At 42.8% G+C, this 20,465-nt stretch carries 13 protein-coding genes; 1 reads left to right on the top strand and 12 read right to left on the bottom strand.

Annotation, left to right across the window (positions count from 1 at the left end; translation table 11 throughout):
- The first annotated feature begins 41 nt into the window (after positions 1–41).
- On the top strand, positions 42–560 hold the full coding sequence (gene fabA / locus CW749_RS19115) for a bifunctional 3-hydroxydecanoyl-ACP dehydratase/trans-2-decenoyl-ACP isomerase (protein WP_101113868.1): 519 nt from the start codon (positions 42–44) through the stop codon (positions 558–560).
- Positions 561–703: 143 nt separating this feature from the next.
- On the opposite strand, the gene rmf is transcribed toward fabA, so the two are convergent.
- The 12 genes from rmf to prc all read right to left on the bottom strand — a co-directional run bounded on the left by rmf (position 704) and on the right by prc (position 20,451).
- Positions 704–877, bottom strand: a complete 174-nt coding sequence (gene rmf, locus CW749_RS19120) for a ribosome modulation factor (protein ID WP_004409177.1) — start codon at positions 875–877, stop codon at positions 704–706.
- Positions 878–1,041: 164 nt separating this feature from the next.
- Positions 1,042–2,865 (bottom strand): DUF3466 family protein, encoded by a 1,824-nt coding sequence (locus CW749_RS19125; RefSeq protein WP_101113869.1) that lies wholly within the window; start codon positions 2,863–2,865, stop codon positions 1,042–1,044.
- A 9-nt stretch (positions 2,866–2,874) separates the two neighbouring features.
- Entirely contained in the window at positions 2,875–4,806 is a 1,932-nt protein-coding gene (locus CW749_RS19130) for an ABC transporter ATP-binding protein (RefSeq protein WP_101113870.1), read from the bottom strand.
- The gene (locus CW749_RS19135) at positions 4,784–5,035 is read right to left on the bottom strand and encodes a glutaredoxin family protein (RefSeq protein WP_101113871.1); all 252 of its coding nucleotides are present in this window, start codon (positions 5,033–5,035) and stop codon (positions 4,784–4,786) included. The genes CW749_RS19130 and CW749_RS19135 overlap by 23 nt, the downstream gene beginning before the upstream one ends.
- A gap of 3 nt (positions 5,036–5,038) precedes the next feature.
- Positions 5,039–7,171 carry a bifunctional 23S rRNA (guanine(2069)-N(7))-methyltransferase RlmK/23S rRNA (guanine(2445)-N(2))-methyltransferase RlmL gene (gene rlmKL / locus CW749_RS19140; RefSeq protein WP_101113872.1) on the bottom strand — a complete coding sequence of 711 codons (2,133 nt, stop codon included), beginning with the start codon at positions 7,169–7,171 and terminating at the stop codon, positions 5,039–5,041.
- 520 nt (positions 7,172–7,691) lie between these two features.
- Positions 7,692–8,234, bottom strand: a complete 543-nt coding sequence (locus CW749_RS19145; protein ID WP_101113873.1) for a cell division protein ZapC — start codon at positions 8,232–8,234, stop codon at positions 7,692–7,694.
- A gap of 158 nt (positions 8,235–8,392) precedes the next feature.
- A complete protein-coding gene (gene pyrD / locus CW749_RS19150) occupies positions 8,393–9,403 on the bottom strand; it encodes a quinone-dependent dihydroorotate dehydrogenase (protein ID WP_101113874.1) in 1,011 nt (336 codons plus the stop codon).
- A 45-nt stretch (positions 9,404–9,448) separates the two neighbouring features.
- A complete protein-coding gene (locus CW749_RS19155; RefSeq protein WP_101113875.1) occupies positions 9,449–14,290 on the bottom strand; it encodes an NAD-glutamate dehydrogenase in 4,842 nt (1,613 codons plus the stop codon).
- Between the two features lie 199 nt (positions 14,291–14,489).
- The gene (locus CW749_RS19160) at positions 14,490–14,708 is read right to left on the bottom strand and encodes a DUF2835 domain-containing protein (RefSeq protein WP_101113876.1); all 219 of its coding nucleotides are present in this window, start codon (positions 14,706–14,708) and stop codon (positions 14,490–14,492) included.
- Between the two features lie 58 nt (positions 14,709–14,766).
- A complete protein-coding gene (pepN, locus tag CW749_RS19165) occupies positions 14,767–17,373 on the bottom strand; it encodes an aminopeptidase N (protein WP_101113877.1) in 2,607 nt (868 codons plus the stop codon).
- Positions 17,374–17,666: 293 nt separating this feature from the next.
- Positions 17,667–18,329 carry a hypothetical protein gene (locus tag CW749_RS19170; RefSeq protein WP_101113908.1) on the bottom strand — a complete coding sequence of 221 codons (663 nt, stop codon included), beginning with the start codon at positions 18,327–18,329 and terminating at the stop codon, positions 17,667–17,669.
- A gap of 118 nt (positions 18,330–18,447) precedes the next feature.
- Entirely contained in the window at positions 18,448–20,451 is a 2,004-nt protein-coding gene (gene prc / locus CW749_RS19175; RefSeq protein WP_101113878.1) for a carboxy terminal-processing peptidase, read from the bottom strand.
- Positions 20,452–20,465: the final 14 nt, after the last annotated feature.

A 20,465-nucleotide genomic window follows, 5' to 3' on the forward strand; every position in this document is an offset into this window, starting at 1 on the left:
GTTCACTAAGATGCCCCTACGTATTTTTGGAGTAATAAATAATGCAAAATAAACGTGAATCGTATAATCGCGAAGAGCTTCTAGCTTCCAGCCGCGGCGAGCTGTTTGGTCCTACTGGTCCTCAACTTCCTGCACCAAACATGCTAATGATGGATCGCATCACAAAGATGTCTGAAACTGAAGGCGAATATGGGAAAGGACGTATTGAAGCAGAGCTAGATATTACTCCAGATCTCTGGTTCTTTGACTGCCACTTCCCTGGAGATCCTGTTATGCCAGGTTGCCTTGGTCTCGATGCTATGTGGCAGCTAGTTGGCTTCTACTTAGGCTGGGTTGGCGGCGAAGGTAAAGGTCGTGCTCTTGGGGTTGGCGAAGTGAAGTTCACAGGTCAAATTCTTCCAACAGCAAAAAAAGTGACTTACCAAATCGACATGAAGCGTGTTGTAAACCGCAGACTGGTTATGGGCTTGGCAGACGGTCGAGTTCTAGTAGACGGAAAAGAAATCTACGTAGCAAAAGATTTGAAAGTGGGTCTTTTCCAAGACACTTCTTCTTTCTAAGATCGAAGTTGAGAATGACAAATACAGTGGATAACCCACTGTATTTTTTTGTCCAATATATTTAGTTATAGTGCATTAGGAATTATTTAAAAAGACCCCAATATGTGGGGTCTGTAAAGAGTAATGTGTATGGGTGGGTAAATTTATTTATAGAGACCAGCTTGCTTGTCATCTCTGGCATCACGCCAACCGCCTAGCCAATACGATTTCGCGTCCATCTGCTGATAGGGGCAAGCCTCCTGAGATCGACCGTTCAGACCCGCTTTATATCCCTGAGATTGAGCTCTTTCAAGGCGATCACGCTTCTGTCTCTTCATAGTACAGTCCTCATACAATGTAAATCGTTATCTTACTACTATTACTGTTGCGTGGAGTTTTTATGACTCCGCTATTAAGAATTGTACAATCAGCCGCGATCCTCAAGGTACAAAAAAGGCACGGATCCATTTTTGTGAACCCATGCCCAGTATTAACAATATTTCTATTTACGACGGAAACTGATTAGTGATAGGACACCTAACAAGAGGATCCCTAGCCCAGCACCTTTACGCTCTACAGGATCTTTATCGGCAGTTCGCTGCTGAATATTCGATGCTGTAGCACCATTTATCGGTGTAAGTTTAATAGAAACAAGCTTTTCCGTACCACTGCACGAAGCATTGTGGCTCGTCGTTTTATAGCCACCAGCACACATCATTGCAGAAGCAGAAATGATGCCAGCATTGTTAATGTCATTTGCATCGATGATCCTAAACTGGTTGTTATGACCTGAAACCGATCCGTCGTTAGTCAGATCATCAAGCCACCAAGCTTTGTTTTGGAAAATACTGCCGCGGTTACCCGCTATGCTTCCAACATTGTATGGATAAATGAAAGCACGCTTACGTCTTAGTTTACCATCCACTTCACGAACGTTTTCAGCGTCAATACGACCTACAATTTCATTGAAGTCGTTCACTGCACGCATATCACCACCCGACCCCGCGAAGAAGATCCCGCCAGTCAAATAAGTGGCAGTTGGATTAGCAGAAGAAGCATTCGCAAGCCATAAACGATTGTTCAATGACCCCTCTTCTACTGGCACATCAGTACGGCTACGTTTGTAATCGTAGTTACCACGCTTGGTCGAGCCTATAACCAACATATTTTGGTTAATGTCTGTCGCAATAGAGCTATGGTAAATGTACCCATCTGGGTTTAATGTCGTCCCACTGATTGCTTTCGTTGTCCAGCCATCAATTTCACCCGCATCGAATGTTGGTAAGAAAATCGCTGCTTCAGGAAGCATATCTGAAGAATTTTTGCGGTTGTAGTAACCAACAAGCACGGGTTCATTCGAGTTATTAGGATCGAGTGTTGCTGCTCTAACACTTGATTGGCTTGACTGAGTGCCACTGGAAGCATCCGTAACTTTAGTAACACTTACCGATGCAGTGTTGGTAACGTCCCACATCACCGCTTGATTATTGAAACGGAGGTTTTGACATTGAGATCGAGTATGAGGGTCAGACACTGTCTTACAATCTGATTCATCGCCATAAATAGAGAACGCAGACGAACCAACTACGTACGTCTTACCATTGTATTCAAACGAATCAAACGCGCGAGTCACACCCATTGTATCAAGTGGTTGAGAAGTCACGATAGGTTCAAGTACGGTAGAACCATAGAAGCCTCGGCTTTTATACTGACGAGCGTAGTTGCTAGACCCAGAATGAAGGTAGCCGCTACTTGAATTACCTATAGCCGTTGTCCCATCAAAGTTGTTCACTACTATTTCATTCGTACCAGAAATATTGCCCGATACTTCAGAAATCAACGAACCACTCGTTAAAAATGCTTTTGTGTTGTTGTTATCTGCTGAGAACGGCGTAGACCACGTAAACGAGTTCAAGACACGCTGGGCACCGCCAGAACCATTTGTCCCATGGAAAAAGCGGTCAGCCCAAGCTTCACATGTGTTGTAGCGCAAATTGTAATCGCAATATTTACGATATTCGTCGCGATTACCTTTTTGATCAACAAATCGGAAGCGGTTATCAAAAAGAAAATCCATTTCATCGTTGATCCACTGACCTGCCTCACCAATACGACCACGAGAGGCAACAACAGGATTACTACTACTGCTTGCACATGCTTCTGCAAAACAGTTAGTCACACCCGTGGATTCGCTGACTGCAGAGCCAAAGTTCTCATTCTCTGAACTGCTTACAACTTCAATATTGTATAACGCTGCATGAGCAGACGTTGCACCTATGATCAGTGACGTTATTGCCGAAAGTTTAAATACTCTATTACGACTCATAGTTATTTCTTATTCCTGTTGCATCGCTTCAAGCTCTTCCCAGCGCTCAAAGGCAATTTCTAATTCCTGTTCCGCAGCGGACAACTTATCCAATACAGATTGTGTAGCATCTACCGGTTTTGAGAAAAACTCCGGATCATTCACCTGTGCTTGAAAATCTTCAATCGTTTGCTCTAAGTCCTCTAAGCGTTGCGGCAAGGTCTCTAGCTCTCGCTGTAGCTTATACGATAACTTCTTAGGCTTAGCACGGGCTGCTGAATTTTTGGGACTTTCCTCAACCTGTTTTTCACCTGTAACCTGAGCACCAACATCAGCTGGTTTTGCAGCGGCTCTTAAAGAGCGAGATTGAGATCTTTGTTGCTGCGCGTCATGATAGCCGCCAACAAATTCTTCTATCTGACCATTGCCTTCAAAAATCCAGCTGGTCGTGACAGTATTATCAACAAATTCCCTATCGTGACTGACTAACAGCAAAGTACCCTGATAGTTGGCAAGTAATTCTTCCAAAAGTTCCAGAGTTTCGATATCCAAATCGTTCGTTGGTTCATCGAGAACTAATAAATTATTGGGACGAAGGAAAATGCGCGCCAATAAAAGGCGATTCTTCTCACCACCAGATAACGCTTTAACAGGAGTACGAGCTCGCTTAGGAGCAAAAAGGAAATCTTGAAGATAGCTTAACGCGTGACGCTGACGACCGCCTACCATCACCTCTTGCTTACCATCAGCAAGGTTATCGATGACGGATTTTTCTGGGTCTAGAATCTCGCGATACTGATCGAAGTAAGCCACTTCGAGTTTGGTACCACAATGCAGTTTGCCAGAATCCGGTTCGAGCGTACCTAGAAGCAACTTTAACACGGTACTTTTACCGCATCCGTTTGGACCGATCAGCGCAATTCGGTCACCACGCATAATATTAAAGGTGAAGTCATCAACAATTGTATTGCCTTCGAAGCCAAAGTTGACGCCTTTAGCTTCAAATACGATCTTCCCTGAGCGCGATGCCTCATCAATCTGGATATTCGCTTTGCCCTGCACTTCACGGCGATCGCTTCTCTCTTGACGTAGCGCTTTTAACGCTCGAACACGTCCTTCATTACGAGTACGTCTAGCTTTAATGCCTTGACGGATCCAAACTTCTTCCTGAGCAAGCTTTTTATCGAATTCTGCGTTTTGCATCTCTTCAACGCGAAGCATTTCTTCTTTTTCAACCAAGTAATTTTCATAATCACCTGGGAAACTGGCTAACTGACCACGATCCAAATCCACAATTCGCGTTGCCATAGATTTTATGAACGCGCGGTCGTGCGAAATAAAAATGATGGACCCACGGAAGTCCTTCAGGAAACCTTCTAACCATTCAATCGTTGTGACGTCTAGGTGGTTGGTCGGCTCATCCAGTAACAAAACATCTGGCTCACACACAAGCGCTCTCGCTAGCGCGGCTTTTCGTTGCCAGCCACCAGATAAATCAGAAAGCAGTGTATGTCCATCAAGACTCAGCGCACCCAAAACATTCTTAATTCTATCTTCAAAACGCCAAGCACCAGAATGCTCAAGTTGCTCTTGTACCGTAGCGAGCTTATTTATGTTCTTTTCACTTGGATCGACAGCAACGAGATCGAGTAGATCTTGATAGATCTTAAGTTGCTCACCTGCTCCAGCCAAACCTTCTGAAACATAATCGAAAACAGTGCCTGATTCATTGCGCGGTGGGTCTTGCTCTAAACGGGATACAACAACGTCTTGCGTTACTTGCATCTTGCCGTCGTCCATAATAATTTCGCCCGCCAACACTTTCATAAGTGTTGATTTGCCCGCACCATTGCGCCCTACTAAACAAACGCGTTCATTTTCCTGAAGCGCGAAATCTGCGTGATCAAGTAATGGGTGATCGCCGAACGCAAGTTGTCCATTATGAATGGTAATTAATGCCATGTTCTTCTAACCATTGTTGTAATTCTTGTAAATCGAAAGGCCACCCCAGTTCTGAAGGCTCTGAACCTACTATTGAAACAACCGGAATAGTGACCCCGTAACGTTGAAATAGGTTGTCGTCAAAAGCAATATCAACGACTTTGACGTGTTCAATCACGCCAGCCTGCCCTAATAAGCCATATGCCATCTCACATAGATGGCATCCTTCAGTACTGTAGAGTGTTAACACACCTTATCCTTGATGAGTGACGATCCAGCAATTGTGGATTTGCTTATTACGCGAGAAATCCTGAGGTAACGTCTGTGATGAAATGTTTTCAGCTTTCAACCCAAGCTCCGCGAGCGCATCCAAATCCATTTTGAAATGACGTTTGTTGTTCGAAAAAACAATTGTACCGTTACCGCGTAACAGTCTCTTTAAGTTTTTCATTAACTGAATGTGATCACGTTGTATATCGAACGACTGCTCCATACGTTTAGAATTTGAAAACGTCGGGGGATCAATAAAAATAAGATCGAACTCACCATCTGCTTGCTCTAACCATTGAAGGCAATCGGCTTGGACAAACTGATGCTCGCTCCCAGAAATACCGTTGATGGCTAAGTTTTCTTGAGCCCACTCTAGGTAAGTTTTGGACATATCTACTGTGGTTGTAGATTTGGCGCCACCGCAAGCTGCATGTACCGTCGCAGAACCTGTGTAAGCAAATAGGTTTAGGAAGTCTTTACCACCAGCTAATTGACCAAGCTTACGACGTGTTAACTTGTGATCAAGGAATAAACCGGTATCGAGGTAATCGTGGAGATTAACTAAAAGATCCACTCCGTATTCCGTTACCTGCATAAACTCAGAGTTTTGGCTGAGTTTTTGATACTGGCTGCTTCCCTTCTTCTTCTCTCTTACTTTAAGCACGACATTGTTTGCTTCTACACCTGTTACTTGAATAGTCGCTCGGATAATGTCGGTTAATCTGCGTTTGGTTTTTTCTTCAGGTATATTTTTAGGCGCCGCATATTCTTGAATTACGATATGGTCTTGGTAAATATCAATCGCCGCGTTGTATTCAGGTAAGTCCGCATCGTATACACGATAACAATCTAATTTTTCTTTTCTCGCCCACTTACTCAGTTTTGTTAAGTTTTTCTTTAGGCGATTAGCAAAATCAGGAGCAACCAAGGTTTCTTGCTTCGTTTCTTGGTTGGATTCAGATGAAGTAGCGCTTCTTTCACTGATACTATAATTCTTTTGGTGACATTGTAACGCACCATTCGCCAGTTTGAACTGTTTCTCGGCACGCATACGCAAGCAGGCAAGCAATTCATCAGATGAAGAGAAAATAGAAGCCTGGCAACCGCCAAATTCTGTTTTTAATTGTGCTCCAAAAGCAGTGTATAAGGCAATGAGACCTGGCTGTGTGCCCAAACGCTCACCATAAGGCGGGTTTGATACGATAACTCCACCATCAAACTCTTTAGGGCGTTTGACCTGCGCGGCATCCTCTTTCGCAAAGTGAATAAGTGACTCAACACCTGCTCGTTTGGCATTCTCACGCGCCGTCTTTAGAACGCGTGCGTCGTTATCAAACCCAAAGAACTTCGATTCAACCTTTTTGACACCCCTACGCGCTTGTACATTGGCTTCAGATTTTATCTCAGCCCACTTTTCAGGCTCGAAATCAGAAAGTGATTCAAAACACCAATACTTACGATTTACGCCTGGTGCCATGTTAGCCGCCATCATTGCTGCTTCAATCAACAATGTACCGGAACCACACATAGGATCTAACAAGTTGCTCCCTTGCTGCCAGCCACTACGCGAAATAATGGCTGCAGCCAGTGTCTCGCGAAGTGGTGCTCTACCGGCCTCAGTTCGATAACCGCGATGATGCAACCCAGAACCAACCATATCAAAGCCAACCAATGCATTGTCTTTAAATAGACGAACATGCACACGCAGATCTGGATGATCTTTTTGGATCGACGGTCTAGAGAGGTTCTTTTTGTTAAACGAGTCAACGATGCCATCTTTTACCTTTAAAGCACCGTATTGGCTATTGCGAATTTCTCGGTTTGTACCGTTGAAGTCCACCACAAATGTTTTGTTGCTATCAAAGTGCGATGACCAGTTAATCGCTGCAACCGACAAGTACAAGTCCATATCATCCTGACATTTGAATTCAGAAAGAATACGAACGAAACGTGATGCCAACCTACTCCACAAACATACTCTGTAGATTTGCGCGTTGGTCGCTTTAAATTTTACCCCTGCTTGAACTGGTTTTGGGTCTTCAATCCCCAAATTTTTCAATTCATCTGCAAGTAGGTTTTCAAGCCCGTTGGAAGTGACGGCTAAATACTGATTCATACTGGTCTTTTGGTAACAAAAATGAGCTCGATTATACCTGAGCAAGAAGCACAAACCGAACTCAATCTTTCCAAAAATTAGTCTTAGTAATCTAAGTGCACATTTTTCAAACAATTTACTCGCGCCTTTCAAGAAATTACTCATGTTTTAGTCAGTAAGTACTTAGTGACAGTAAAAGTGACGCTTTTAAAGGGAATATAGGGATAGTGCATACTTATTCATGGTTATTTTGGTATATACCAGATCGAATTTATTGATGTAATTTAGGAACACTTGGGGCTAAAACAGGAATTTTTGCACCTTATAAACGGGAATTTAGGTATAAACGGAAGCTAAAATTGGGAAAATTTTTATTTGATGGTGTTCAAATTTCTCACAACTGATATCAGCTAGAACCGGATTCGGTGTATTAGAGGCTGGCTGAGACAAGAGAAATTGCGCGAAATGAAGACAAAAAAAGAGCTATTGGCAATGCCAATAGCTCGAAGGAACGATTTCATTAGGGATGTAAAAACGCGTACTAGCCTACCAGAGCTATCGGCGCATAGTTGTCAAATGCTTCTGCCCTTGCTATGCGATCATGCATAACTTTGACAGACTGACAAAAACTGAGAGATTTCGATGCAGTCAGTTGAAACCCATCTAATTCTACTGAAGCGCATACGCTGGCGTTGTCGCAAACTTCTACAACAACAAAAAGACCGCTATTTAATTCATTTTTTAAATAAACTAATTCGCCTTGCGAAGGGTTATGCCCTTCTCCTTGATAGTCGAAAAACCAGCTTTTAGGTTGCACAGGCTTATGGTAGCGGTGAGTTGCGACACAATTCAGAACCAACTGAGCCTGCCTAGGCTCTGTTAGAGGAAGAGTTTGTACGGATTCCTTAAATTGCTGGAATACTGATGCGTCATCAACAGAAAATTCACTGTCTCTGAATGCGCAGTCCACTAAAAACTTTTGGGGAATCTCTACTTTAAAAGCCATGCCGTCATCAAGCCCTAATACCAGGGCGCTTACTTTTTTATCAAAGTACCACTTCCAGTTGTCGCTTGGTTTCAACATGTTCCGTCTCTTCAATCTTCATAGTGATCAGTAATTTAGAATTCAAGTCACTGAACTAAAATCCATTTACTCATTTATTCTACAAAGCGATCGACAAAAAAAAAGGGGAAAAATCCCCTTTTGTTTTTGTGAATATGATGTGATTTTCAGAAGAAAATTTATAGGTTTTTCACAATATCTCTGACTAAACCAGGACCTTTGTAGATAAAACCTGAATAGACTTGAACCAACTTAGCGCCTGCAAGCATTTTTTCTTTTGCAGCAACATAGGAATCAACACCACCCACTCCAATGATAGGAAGTTTGTCGCCTAGCTCTTCGTGAAGTTTGCGAACGACTTCAGTACTTCTCGATTGTACTGGTCGCCCACTTAACCCGCCCGCTTCGTTTGCGTTTTTCATTCCTTCAACAATCGAACGGTCTAACGTTGTGTTAGTTGCGATTACGCCATCAATTTTATTCTTGATGAGTGATTCACAAATCTGAACGATTTCATCATCACTAAGGTCAGGAGCAATTTTCAATGCAAGTGGAACGTATTTTCCGTGTTCAGTTTCAAGTTCTGCTTGTTTGGCTTTCAAGTCAGACAATAATTCATCAAGCGCTTCGCCATACTGAAGTGAGCGAAGTCCCGGCGTGTTTGGAGAAGAAATGTTTACCGCAATGTAACCAGCATACTGATACACTTTTTCCATGCAGATCAAGTAGTCTTCACTTCCCTTTTCAATTGGGGTGTCTTTGTTTTTGCCGATGTTGATTCCAAGGACGCCATCATAAGTTGATTTTTTTACGTTTTCGACAAGATGATCCACACCTAGATTGTTAAAGCCCATACGGTTGATAATGCCCTCGGCTTCAACCAAACGGAACAAACGAGGTTTGTCATTACCCGGTTGAGGTTTGGGTGTAACAGTCCCTACTTCTACAAACCCAAAACCCATCGCACCAAATGCATCGATACATTCTCCGTTCTTATCTAAGCCAGCCGCTAAGCCAACTGGATTTTTAAACGTAAGACCCATGCATTCTACTGGTCGGTGAGGAAGTTGCTGACGATAGAAGAGATCAAGAGGAGTGCCGTTGAAGCGTTTGAAGTTATCTATTGCGAGCTCGTGTGCCTTTTCGGCATCGAGTTGAAAAAAGCCAGTTCTGGCTAGACGGTAAAGCATTGTGCCTCCGAAAGAAAAAAGCCCCGTTAAACGGGGCTGTATTATTTACTCATTTGAAGCACAATTCAAATTTAATAACGTTAATTCTCTCAGAGCGACGGAAAATTTAGCAAATTCATGGACCGAACCCACTTTAAACTCGTTAAGGATGTTTTCCCAACGAACCAAAGACGATCCATTATTCTCAATCCACTCGTCCAGTGCTTTATCCACATTAACCTTACCTTCACTGCAGTCACAATGAAGAACTTGCGCAGTCAACAATCTCTGCTGCCAATCAAGATCCTCTCTGAATGACGCTCTAGCAAGGGCTTGCCAGTTGTTTTCAACCGCTTGATTATTGATTTGTTTGAGGAACCAATGCAAAGACAGGCGATCACCTAATGTGAAGTACATCTTAGCCGCTTCTTTGACAGATTTACCTTCATCACGGGCTACTGAGGATATATCCAGTGCAGAGTACAGACTCGACAATCGAGAGACATAGTTTGCTACAGGACGTTCAATACCCTGCTCGATCCACAGATCGGCAAGATCGTTGTGCTCTTGAACTTCGTCTTTCACCAATAAGTTATCAAGATCTTTCATTACCGCTTGAACATCATCGTGGTAAAGAGCCACAAGCTCATTAACTGTTGACTTGTTCGAACGATTTCTTAATAACCAGCGGCTAAGTCGACGCAAAATACGACGAATTGAGTACATAAGATCATACTGAGCGATCGTGGTTGCTGTATTGTCGAAGCTTCTCACTTGCTTCATTATTCCGCCAAGCTCGAAGATTTCACGGGCAGCAGAGTAAGCATTTGCGATATCAACAACAGTCGCTCCCGTTTCCTCTTGCATTCGAGTAACGAAATTACAACCCATCTCATTAACCATTTGGTTTGCAAGACATGTCGCAATAATTTCTGCTCTTAGAGGATGGGTATCCATTTGTGATAAATAGTTACGGCGTAACTCTGATGGGAAGTAATTGACCAATTGCTGTGCGTGAAACTCATCATTGGAAATTTCATCACTGACCAACTGTTCTTTCAGAACCATTTTACCGTACGCCACCAGTACCGAAAGCTCAGGACGGGTCAATGCCTGCCCCATTTTTTCACGCTCCAGTAGAGTTTCGTCATCTGGAATGTATTCTAAAGCTCGATCTAAATGCCCCGATCGTTCCATTGTGTGAATAAAGCGGATTTGCTCTTTCACCAAAGAAGAACCTTGCTGTTCACTAACTGAAATGGATTCAGATTGCCAATAGGCATCTTTCAGTACGATTTCGCCAACTTCGTCTTCCATCTTATCTAGGATAAGGTTTCTTTGTTTAACCGTAAGGTCGCCATTAGCGACTAAGCTGTTCAGGAAGATCTTAATGTTGACTTCATTATCTGAACAATCAACACCACCAACGTTATCAACAAAATCGGTATTCACTCGACCGCCACGCAAAGCGTATTCGATACGACCAAGTTGGGTCATACCCAAGTTACCACCCTCACCGACAACTTTGGCTCTCATGTCTTTGCCGTCGATACGCAACGCATCATTTGCACGGTCACCAACATCAGTGTGTGTTTCAGTTGAAGCTTTAACATAGGTGCCAATACCACCATTCCAGAACAAATCGACTTCCATATGCAAGATCGCTTTGATCAAGTCATTGGGTGCCATTGAACTTTTGCGTGTACCCAGCATTTTTTGGATCTCTGGCGTTAAGTCGATCGACTTAGCACGACGGGAGAAAATGCCCCCACCTTTCGAGATCAGCTTCTTGTCATAATCTTCCCAACTTGAGCGTGGCAATTTAAACAAGCGATCACGCTCTTTCCAGCTTTTCGCCGAATCTGGTGTTGGATCGATAAAGATGTGTAAATGGTTAAACGCTGCTTGCAATCGAATATGCTTTGAAAGAAGCATACCGTTACCAAATACATCGCCCGCCATATCTCCAACAGCAATACAGGTAAAGTCTGTGGTTTGACAGTTCACACCCATTTCACGGAAGTGACGTTTTACCGATTCCCAACCGCCTTTCGCAGTAATACCCATTGCTTTGTGGTCGTAACCATTAGAACCACCAGAAGCAAATGCGTCACCAAGCCAGAAGTTGTACTCATCAGCAACTGAGTTTGCAAGATCCGAGAATGTTGCTGTGCCTTTATCCGCCGCGACGACTAAATACGCATCGTCTTCATCATGTCGAACTACATTCTCAGGATGGGAAACATTGCCTTCAACAATATTATCGGATACATCGAGCAATGCGCGAATGAATTGTTTGTAACAACGCTGACCTTCCGCAAAGATCTCGTCACGCGTGGTCAAATTTGGTTGACGCTTACAAACAAAGCCACCTTTCGCACCGACTGGAACAATAACGGTGTTCTTCACCTGCTGTGCTTTAACCAAGCCCAAAATTTCTGTGCGGAAATCTTCTTGTCGGTCTGACCAACGAAGACCACCACGGGCCACTTTACCACCACGTAAATGGACACCCTCTATGTCAGGGGCATAAACGAAAATCTCAAACGCTGGTACAGGCTGAGGAATTTCTGGAATATCGGTGGGTTTTAGCTTCAACGCTAACCAAGGTTTCGGCTGGCCGTCTTGAGCAAGCTGGTAATAGTTAGTGCGGAGCGTAGCAAGAATCATATCCGTGTAGCGACGAATGATACGATCATCATCAAGGCTTTCAACATCATCCAGTTGCTCATTGATCTTGTTGATCAGCTCTGTTTGGTTCTTTTTGGCACCTTTAAATTTAGGATCAAAACGTTTACCAAATAAATCAACTAGCCCTTTTGCAATATCAGGGTGATGCGACAGCGTTTCTTCAATGTAACTTTGACTGAATGGGAACCCGACTTGGCGCATGTATCTCGCATAGCTTCGAAGTATCGTGATTTCACGCCCCGATAGACCTGCACCAAGAACCAACCTATTGAACCCGTCACTCTCTAGCTTACCCGACCAAATATCGGCGAAAGCTTGTTGGAAACGATCTCGCGCTTCACGTAAGTCAACTGATACGCTCGCACCCAGTAACATTGAGAAATCAAGAATCCAATAAGTAACTCCATTAGATTTTCGCACTTCGTATGGCGCTTCACCGATAACACGCAGTCCCAAGTTTTCCAACATTGGGAGTACATCAGAAAGATGAATCGGTTGCTCACGATGGTACAGTTTTAAGTGTACGGCTTTGGAATCATGGCTCTCTTCTTGAGGGCGATAGAAAAGCATACCCAGATCTTCAGCATCTTTAAGTGCTTCTAATCGTTCTATATCAGCAACCGCAGAACCTGGCAGCATCGCCTCTTTGTATGAACGAGGGAAAGCACGAAGGTATTCTTTTGATAAAGGCAAACCCGTACTTTCACCGTTGTTAGCAATGATCGCTTCTTGTAGTCGGTCATCCCAAGACGAAGATACTTCCATAAGGTTTTGCTCTATTTCTTTAACATCAACATCAATGTTGTTATTTTTCACATGGACAATGTAGTGAGTTCTCGCCAATGGGCTTTCTGAGAAGAACGTTGTGAATTCTACTTCTTGATCAGAATTGAGGTATTCCCCAAGTATGCGCTGAGTTTGACGACGCAGCTGGGTGTTGTAACGTTCTTTGGTTACATAAACCATACAACTGAAGAAACGACCAAACGGGTCTTTACGAATGAACAACCGAAGCATGTCTCGGTCTTGCATTTGAACAACACCAGAACCAACTTGAAGTAGCTCTTGCTCTGTCGCTTGAAGCAACTCATCACGAGGGAAATTTTCTAAAATATTGTGTAGTGCTTTGAAAGAGTATGCCCCTTTCATGTAACCACTAGATTCGAGGATTCGATTCGTTTTATCGCGAATTAGCGGAATACTCGATACGCTCTGGTTATAAACAGCCGAAGTATAAAGACCAGTGAAACGGTGTTCTCCAATCACTTTGCCGTTCTTACCTATTTTCTTAATACCGATGTAGTCGGTATAAGCTGGGCGGTGAATGTGTGAAGCAGTATTGCCTTTAGTCACAATCAATAAGTAAGGTTTTTTCGCTTCCAAGCGCGCAGAATCTGCGAGGTCAGAAAGTTTTACACTACGTACGCGACTATCTACTGAAAGAATACCTAAACCGGTTTCTTCCGTCGGACGAAGCTCGTGATCCCCTTCTACGGCAACTAAGTCGTACTCTTTGTAGCCCATGAAAGTAAAATTGTGATTGCCTAACCACTTAAGGAACGCAATGGTTTCATCAACACGCTCTTTTTCTACAGGAAGAGATACGCGTTGATCTTCTATTTCTTTAATCACTTGTTTTAGTTTGGCTGCCATTGGCTTCCAATCAGAAACAACCAGCCCCGTATCCGTCAAAATTGATACAAGTTCGCTTTTCAAATCAGACATTTTGGTTTTGTCTGCCAACATGTCGACTTCTATATGGAAAAGCGATAGGTCGTCGCCAGATTTTTCGTTGACGCCTGTGATATTACTATTTTTGTCGCGAGCGATTCGCGTCGGACCGTGGAGCATTAAGTGGCTAGAAAGATCTAGACGCGCAAGCGCCATCTTTACAGAGTCCACAAGGAATGGGCTATCAGGTACCACGATTTCAACGATCGTGTGGGTAGACTTCCATCCATGTCGGCTTACCGTAGGGTTAAATACTCTTACCGAAATTTCTTTAGGTTGCTTCTCGCTAATGTGATGCCACAAGCTGACAACGGCACCATAGAGATCTGACTCGTTTCTCTGTACTAGGTCTTCCTGACCAATCGTACTAAATAGGTGCTTAGCAAGTTTTGTTACTAAAGGTTGGTGGGCAAGCTCGAGTTTGTCTTGAATCAGTTTGTACACTTTTTCAAGAAGAACCGGCACAACGTTTTCTCGCGCGGCCATATTAACGCTCCAATCTTAGAATTTTTTGTAGGGTGTTGCTTAATGCAACTTGGTAATGCCTTAGCCTGACTAGAACAACAGGCTATCTATATTGTAAAAGCAATATTGATAAAAGGTTAAATGAATTGCGGGTAGGATAATGAAAAAAGTTTGAATCTGTGATTAAGGTACCTATTTAAACATCTGAAAACTCACAAGTTCACAGAACTTCCAACTTTAGAAGTTTATTATTCTGGTCAGTTGTTAGCCTAAAGCGCCCTTTTACACCAATTTGACTAAGAAAGGGTCTGAAACGAGATGCAGGTAATTGAATTTTTAAACCTTGGTCAGTGAAGACAATTACTGAACTTGCCGCTCCTGAGTAGTGGCTGAGAAATTCTTGATAGGTAATATTAAGAGAGAAGTAATATTGATTCATGGATAACAAAAGTGGCAGTAAAAACTGCCACTTATATTCATTCGCTAGTCAGTCTTACTTAAGATTCTAACGCTTTTGTTACTTTTTCATAGAGATCTTTGGTCAGATTGTCGAGATTGGACAATTTTTCCAACTCTTTACGCATCATCGCTTGACGATCTTCATCGTAATTTCTGTACTTAAGAAGAGGATCTATTAGGCGCGAAGCAACTTGCGGGTTGCTTTCATTCATTTGGATCAAAATCTCACCGGCAAATTCATAACCACTGCCATCTTTATTGTGGAAGTTAACTGGGTTTCCACCAAAGAAAGTACCAATTAAGTTACGAGTACGGTTTGGATTCTTAAGATCAAATGCAGCGTGAGACATCGTTTCTCGAATGGATTCGAGCACATTACTCGCTGGGTTAGTGCCTTGAAGCGCAAACCACTTATCCATAACTAAACCATCGTGGCTCCACTTGTCGCTGAAGCTTGCCATCAACTCTGAACGACACGGTAGTTGTGCTGCGTTTGCCGCAGTCAGTGCCGCCATAGTATCAGTCATGTTGTTTGCTTCTCTATACACAACTTTTACAATATCATCGCCTTGGTCAGTCAATGCCAAATAAGACAAGCACACATTTCTTAGAGATCGTTTACCAATGGCATCGTGCTCTACAACGTACTCAGCTTGCTTGTTACTGTGGAACGTAGCGCTTAATTCATCCGCTAGCCCAAAAGCAAATGCTTTACGGATCGACTCTCTAACAAATCGGATAGCATCTACATCTGCTGGCTTAAACCAACCCGCTATTTCCACTTCACTTGGAACTTTTAAAGCTTCGGCAATAAATGCTGGTTCTAAGCTAGCATCAAGCAACACGCCTCTGAATGCATCAATCACATCTTCAGGAAGCTCGAAACTTTCTCCATTTTGCTGACGTGTAATGTTTAACTTAATGTATTTGGCAAGAAGCAATTGCCCTGCATCCCATCGCGCAAAATCATTTCTAGCGTTAACCATCAAAAACTTCAAATCTTCATCTGAATATTCATAGTTCAATTTAACGGGCGCCGAAAACTCACGCAGCATTGAAATGACTGGACGTTCAGTTACATTTTCGAAAACAAAGGTTTGCTCATCTTGAGTGAAATCAAGAACATTGTTAATTTCTTTAGAGTTACAGCGTAACTCAATAACACTTCCGTCCTGCGCATATAACTCAATATCAAACGGAATGTGCAATGCTTGCTTTTCTGATTGCTCCAATGTAGCAGGAGTTTGCTGTTTCAATGTTAGCGAGAACGTGTTTTCGGCTTGATTGAATTCAGTGGTTGCTTCAACCGTTGGCGTCCCAGACTGGCTGTACCACAAACGGAAATGCTTCAAGTCGACACCAGAAGCGTCTTCTATTGCAGAGACAAAGTTTTCACAAGTTGCTGCCGTACCATCATGGCGTTCAAAATAAAGCTTCACACCTTGTTGGAATTTTTCTTCACCAAGAAGTGTGTGCATCATTCGAATAACTTCACTCCCCTTTTCGTATACCGTTAAGGTGTAGAAGTTATTCATTTCTATCACTTTTTCCGGACGAATAGGGTGAGACATTGGGCTCGCATCTTCAGCAAATTGCGGGCCACGGATAATTCTCACGTTGTTAATTCGGTTCACGGCACGTGAACCTAGATCAGATGAAAACTCTTGATCGCGGAAAACCGTTAGACCTTCTTTCAAACTAAGTTGAAACCAATCACGACAAGTAACTCGGTTACCCGTCCAGTTGTGGAAGTATTCGTGTCCGATAACCGCTTCGATACCTAAGTAATCATCATCAGTTGCAGTTTCATTGTTTGCTAGTACGTATTTTGAGTTGAATACGTTGAGACCTTTGTTTTCCATCGCGCCCATATTGAAGAAATCAACAGCAACAATCATGTAAATGTCGAGGTCATATTCGAGACCAAATCTTTCTTCGTCCCACTTCATTGAATTAATCAATGACGTCATCGCGAATGGTGCGCGGTCTAGGTTTCCTCTGTCGACATAAATTTCTAGATCGACCTCACGGCCTGAGACCGTTACGTATTTGTCTCGAAGAACATCAAAATCACCAGCAACGATGGCAAACAGGTAAGCTGGCTTCGGGTGTGGGTCATTCCATTTAGCCCAATGTCTGCCGTTTTCGAGCTTACCTTCATCAACACGGTTACCGTTACTTAGAAGGAATGTATTCTTAGATTCTTCCGCGATAACAGTCGTTGTAAAAATTGCCAACACATCTGGGCGATCCATGTAGTAGGTAATTCGGCGGAAACCTTCTGCTTCACATTGGGTGCAAAATCCATCTCCCGATTTGTACAGTCCTTCCAAAGCCGTGTTAGTTGAAGGGTTAACCTCTGTTTTAATGGTCAACTCAAAATCTTTAGTCAGACCATTAATTTCAAGACCACCTTCCACTTCTTGGTAGTCAGTCCAATCTTCTCCATCAACTTTTACAGAAAGCAAAGTTAACTCATCACCATCAAGAAACAGCTTTGTATTCTCTTTTAGTTTTTTCACTGTCGATACAGCCGTTATAACACTCGCTGTGTCGTGCAAATCGAAAGTCAGGTCTACGTGAGTGATAGTAAAGTCAGGAGACTGATAGTCTTTACGATATTTTGCTTGAGGGCTTTGAGCCATATTGAAATTTCCTTTTATATATCTGCCAGTTGCGTTTACCTAATATAGCCATTTGCTTACGAGCGGAAAATGAGATTTTCTGCTGTATATGAGAAATGAGCTAGCAGGGAAAGATTTCAGATTATTTGACTGAAAATATAGCGCACAATAGCTTGTACTTCGTCAAAATTATCATACGGCAATGTGAATTGGTGGTATAACAAAAAATAATGAGTCTCAAAAAATGAGACCGGAACAGCGTACGATGCTATTCCAGTTTAGTTCTCTGATGTTCGGGTCTGTCGACTTAATCGCTACTCTACACGATTAAGTACCGCGTACATATCAGATGTCTGGCTATCAAGAGTGAGCTGATTATCGATCAAAGTGTAACGTGAATCCTGTTCTCCATCACTGTACATAAGCACAAGATGATCCCCTTCTATAATGTAGATACCTTCATGCGTTGCTTCGTTGCCGTTGCCGGAAACGACTCGAAAAGAAAACACAAAGTCGGCTTGAAGCACTAAATCCATCTGACTGACATCGCTTGCCAGTATATCGTCGCCAGCCAGTGACTCACTAGTCCAGCTGCCGACTAAAGCAGTTGGTAAGGCTTTTTGAAAGATCACACCATTCAAATTGAGCTGGTTGTGATTGTTGTTATAGTGATAAACCTGAGGTGTTTCCGTATCCATTCCAAGTACTAACGTTGACTCATCAGCTTCATAGTTTCCTTGCCAATAATCCACGGAATGATCTTTCTTTTGAATTTCGATAGTGAATACATAGTCAGACTCTAATGTGAGCCTTATCGCGAGGAAGTCTTCAGAAGTGCTATCCGGATCCGGATTAAACAGGTACCAGTCCCCTAGTAGGAACGGGTGGTTAAATTGCGTTAACTCAGCTTTTTGCTTAACCTCGGCATGGGTCGAACCAAACAAAAAACAGGTAAAAATTAGTAGGAATAATCTCATCACTTCCACCTCGCTTTTCTTTAAGCTTAGGAGTGAATTGACTATACACCCAATATTTTAGATCTATATCACATTATTTTTTGTCATTAAAAAAGCGAGCACTAGGCTCGCTTTTATTTTAAGAGGTTGATTTTTTTACAATATCAACCGTTATTGCAACGGCTTCATCTAGATAAGCATCGGGGGCTTCGTAGTCCTTTGGAACATCTTCCAAAGTTTTGAAAACGGGTTCTCCCTGAGCTTTTTGACGTTGATTGATACGACTCAATCGCTTGTCTTCAGACTTATCCTGATCGCTATTACGTACTGATTCTTTCAAAGAAATAGAATTGTCTTCTTTCTCTGCTTTGTATTCAGCAATATCCTCAATGATAAATGAAAACTCCAAATCTTTAGCGATCCGTTTATCATGAAGGGAGGTCAAGTTCGTAATGAGCTTAGATTTGTCATCCAGTTCGCTGTATTCCGCCTTTTTAATTTGATCCCAAGGTAGCGCGTTATCTTCAACACTCTCACCTGTCTCGTCTGGGTCAATAGCCGTCGGGAATGGAATATCTGGCACCACACCTTTGTTTTGAGTACTTCCACCGTTGATTCGATAGAACTTTTGAATCGTATATTGCACGTATCCAAGTTCTTTTTCGAACAAATCGTATATGTGGTTCAAGCTTCTGTGCTGCTGAACCGTACCCTTACCAAACGAGTTTTCACCTAAGATAACTGCACGACCATAATCTTGGAGTGCTGCGGCAAAAATTTCTGAGGCTGATGCACTGTAGCGGTTGACCAAAACAGTCACTGGACCTTCATAACTGATCTGGTTGCCTGTGTCGCTATTTTGCTCGATTCGACCATAGCTGTCACGAACCTGAACAATTGGACCGCTCTTGATGAACAACCCTGAAAGCGCTGTCGCTTCAGTTAAAGCACCACCACCGTTATTCCGAAGATCAACAACAATTCCATCGACCTTTTTCTCTTTCAATTCAGCGATCAGCTTATCTGTATCCTTCGAAAGACCAACATAGAAACTTGGGACTTCTAGTACACCAATTTTCTTTCCGTCTTTTTCATGAATCTCAGACTTAACTGCTCGGTCTTCTAAGCGAATCTTATCGCGCACAATTGTTACATCGTAACTTTTTGCGCCTTTCGCTTCTGGAAGAATGTGCAACCTAACTTTAGTTCCCTTAGGACCCTTGATAAGCTGAACAACGTCGTCTAATCGCCATCCGATCACATCAACCATGTCATCTTTATCTTGAGCGACACCAATAATTCGGTCACCTTCAGACAACTGCTTACTATTCGACGCCGGACCACCAGCAACCAAAGAGCGAATCACGGTATAATCTTCTGTCATTTGCAGAACCGCACCTATCCCTTCTAGAGACAAGTTCATTTCAGACTGAAACTGTTCCGCATTTCTCGGGGAAAGATAACTGGTGTGTGGATCGACTTCTCGAGCAAAAGCATTCATGTAAAGCTGGAAAACATCTTCACTTTTGGTCTGAGAAATACGTTTCATTGCGTTGTTATAACGCTTTTCAAGCATTTCCTTAATTTCAGGCCAATCTTTGCCAGTGAGTTTTAAATTAAGAGCGTCATACTTTACTCGTTTACGCCACAATTCGTTCACTTCGCTTTGGCTTTTGGGCCATTCTGCATCAGAACGATCAACCATCATTGACTCGTCTACGTCGAATTTAATTTCTTCGTCTAACAAGGTCAGAGCATAAGAAAAGCGCTCGAAGCGTTTTTCATTTGCGAGGTTATAGAGTTTGAAGGCAATTTTGTTGCTGCCAGACTTCAGCTGATCATCAAGCTGAACTGACCATTCAACAAACGAATTAATATCACTCTGGGTGAAAATATTCTTGTTGTAGTCCAGCATTTCCACATAACGATTAAACATCGCTTGGGAGAATTCATCATTGAGATTGAAGTGCTTATAATGCGAACGAGTCAATCGGGAAGTCACTCGTTTGCTCGCTGTGGTATGTTGAACTTCAGGAGCTAGAAGTGGCAAATCGGCTTTGGAAAGTTTGGCTTCGAGAGCCTGAGCTGATGCTGCCAGCATCAAGCTGGCAGCGATCACAGTCAATTTAGAACGACATTTCATGCGTAGGAGTTTCT

The sequence above is a fragment of the Vibrio sp. vnigr-6D03 genome, from assembly GCF_002835515.1.
GTDB lineage: Bacteria > Pseudomonadota > Gammaproteobacteria > Enterobacterales > Vibrionaceae > Vibrio > Vibrio penaeicida.